The 2,588-nt window shown below is 72.8% G+C and carries 3 protein-coding genes and 1 pseudogene; all 4 read left to right on the top strand.

What is annotated here, in order from left to right:
• Positions 1-362, top strand: a pseudogene (locus tag G7A99_RS13765) (His/Gly/Thr/Pro-type tRNA ligase C-terminal domain-containing protein); the annotation flags it as partial.
• Position 363: 1 nt separating this feature from the next.
• The gene (locus G7A99_RS13770) at positions 364-1,005 is read left to right on the top strand and encodes a tetratricopeptide repeat protein (RefSeq protein WP_018717295.1); all 642 of its coding nucleotides are present in this window, start codon (positions 364-366) and stop codon (positions 1,003-1,005) included.
• The gene (gene bamB, locus G7A99_RS13775; protein ID WP_156831131.1) at positions 1,002-2,156 is read left to right on the top strand and encodes an outer membrane protein assembly factor BamB; all 1,155 of its coding nucleotides are present in this window, start codon (positions 1,002-1,004) and stop codon (positions 2,154-2,156) included. The genes G7A99_RS13770 and bamB overlap by 4 nt, the downstream gene beginning before the upstream one ends.
• Before the next feature lie 10 nt (positions 2,157-2,166).
• The coding region (locus tag G7A99_RS24940) for an NRDE family protein (RefSeq protein ID WP_205599856.1) at positions 2,167-2,588 on the top strand (422 nt) is incomplete at its 3' end.

The raw sequence follows: 2,588 nt of genomic DNA on the forward strand, positions 1-2,588 counted from the left end.
CGGATGCGGAGGCCGATGCGGCCGAAGGGGCGGCGCCCGCGGTGGACGCCTACATGGTGATCATGGGCGAGGCGCCCCGCGGTGAGGCGATGCGTCTTGCCGAGCGTCTGCGCGACCGGCTGCCGGCGCTGCGGCTGCAGCTCAACAGCGGCGGCGGCTCGTTCAAGAGCCAGTTCAAGCGAGCCGATCGCAGCGGTGCCCGGTACGCGCTGATCGTGGCCGAGGAGGAGCTGGCGGAGGGCCGGGTCGGGCTCAAGGACCTGCGCGGCGAAGGCGATCAGGTGCGGCTCGACGAGGATGCGCTGGTCGGGCAGCTCGCTGCCGTGGCGACCCGGCGTGACGACATCAACGGAGGGGGCTGACGTGGCATACACCACCGAAGAGGAACAGCTTGAGGCGCTCCGGCGCTGGTGGCACGAGAACGGCCGGGCCGTGATTGCGGGCGTGATCATCGCGGTTGCCGCGGTGGTCGGCTGGCAGCAGTGGGAGTCCTGGCAGGAGCGCAGCGCCATGGAGGCGTCGGCGCGCTACGACGCGCTCAACGAGGCGGTGGCCGAGGATCGCCCGGACGCCGTCGAGCAGGCGGTGGAGGCGCTGCGTGCAGACTCCGGCGACAGTCCCTACGCCGTTCTCGGCAGCCTGGCGGCGGCCAAGTACTTCGCCGGCCGGGGCGACCTCGAGGCGGCCCGGGCGCGGCTGGACTGGGCGCGCAACAACGCTTCCAGCGATGCCCTGCGGCAGGTCGCGCGGCTGCGTCTCGCGGAGGTTCAGCACGCCCTCGGTGACGGCAAGGGCGCCCTGGCGACCCTCGAGCCGGTGCCGGGTGGACCGTTCGCGGCCCGTTACCAGGAGCTGCGCGGCGATATCCTCGTGGCGCTGGACCGTCACGACGACGCGATCGAGGCCTATCGTGCAGCCATGGACAGCGAGCCCGGCAGCCAGCGCAGCCAGTACGTGCGGGTGAAGCTCAATGACCTCGGTGCCGAGGTCGGGGAGGCCTCATGATGTCGCGGATAGCCCGGCTTTCCCTGGCCCTCGTGCTCGGCTCGGCCCTCGTCGGTTGCGCCACGCCCGACGCCTTCGAGGCGACGGATCCGCCCGGCGGCGTGTCCGTCGCGGGCGGTCTGGAACCGGAGATGGTGTGGTCCCGCGATGTGGGCGAGGCCGGCGGTCTGCATGACCGGCTGGAGCCTGCCTACTCGGACGAGCGGATCTATGCGGCGGGCGCCGACGGCACGGTCTACGCGTTCGATGCCGAGAACGGACGGACCGAGTGGACCCAGGACCTGGGCGCCCCCCTGTCCGGCGGACCGGCGGCCGGGCACGGCCTGGTGGTGATCGGCACGCGCAAGGGCGAGGTCATCGGCCTGTCCGCCGACGACGGCGAGGTGCTCTGGCGCTCCGGGGTCACCAGCGAGGTCCTCGCGCCGGCGGCGATCGGCGACGACGTGGTCGTGGTCCGGACCAACGACGGGCGCGTGTTCGCCCTGGAGCCGGACAGCGGTGAGCGCCGCTGGCTCTACGACCGCAACGTCCCGACCCTGACCGTGCGCGGGCACAGCGCCCCGGTGATCGCCGAGGGCGGTGCCATCGTCGGTTTCGATAACGGCCGCCTGGTGGCGCTGTCGCTGAGCGAGGGCACTCCCGTCTGGGAGGCGTCCGTGGCCGTGCCCAAGGGGCAGACCGATCTGGACCGGATGATTGACATCGACGCCGATCCCCTCGTGGCGCGGGATGCGGCGTTCGCCGTGGCCTACCAGGGCCGTGTGGCCGGTGTGGCGCTCAAGAGCGGCCAGGTGGTCTGGGCCCGCGAGCTCTCCGGGAACGCCGGTCTGGCGCTCGCCGGGCGTCGTCTCATCGTGCCCGATACCGGGGGCCGTGTCTGGGCGCTCGATCCGTCCAACGGCGCTTCGCTGTGGCGCCAGGACGCCCTGTCCGGTGAGGCCCTCGCCGGCCCCGCGATCCAGGACGGGTACGTCGTGGTGGCGGGTGATGACGGTTACCTGAGCTGGCTGAACGCGGACAGCGGCGAGATCCTGGCGCGGCGACATGCCGCGGATACCCGCATCACGGTCGCCCCGCTGGTCGTGGGTCACCGGCTCTATACCCTCTCCACCGGCGGCCAGCTCCAGTCCTGGTCCCTGCCGGGCTCGTGATCGCGACGGCATGTGCCTGATCGTCGCCGCGGCGGGCCACCATCCCCGCTACCCGCTGGTGGTGGCGGCCAACCGCGACGAGTTCCACGAACGCCCCGCCGCGCCGGCGGCGTGGTGGGACGACCCGCCGGTGCTGGCGGGGCGCGACCTGCGTGCCGGCGGCACCTGGTTTGCGGTGGACCGGCGCGGCCGTTTCGCCGCGGTCACGAACTTCCGCGATCCCTCCACCGAGGCGGCGCCGCGCTCCCGCGGCGAGCTGCCCGCGGCGATGCTTGCCCACGAACGCCTCGAAGCCGGTCTCGACGCACTGGCCGGCGTCGCCGGCCAGTACGGCGGTTTCAATCTGCTCGCCGGTGACGCGCACGGCGGCGGGCTCGTGCACCTGTGCAACCGGACCGGCGAGTCACAACGGCTCGGGCCGGGGCTGTACTG

This window comes from Arhodomonas sp. KWT, assembly GCF_010993615.1.

What these genes read in the sequence shown, in the direction of transcription:
- bamB (WP_156831131.1), top strand. Translation starts at nt 1,002, where the DNA reads ATGATGTCGCGGATAGCCCGGCTTTCCCTGGCCCTCGTGCTCGGCTCG.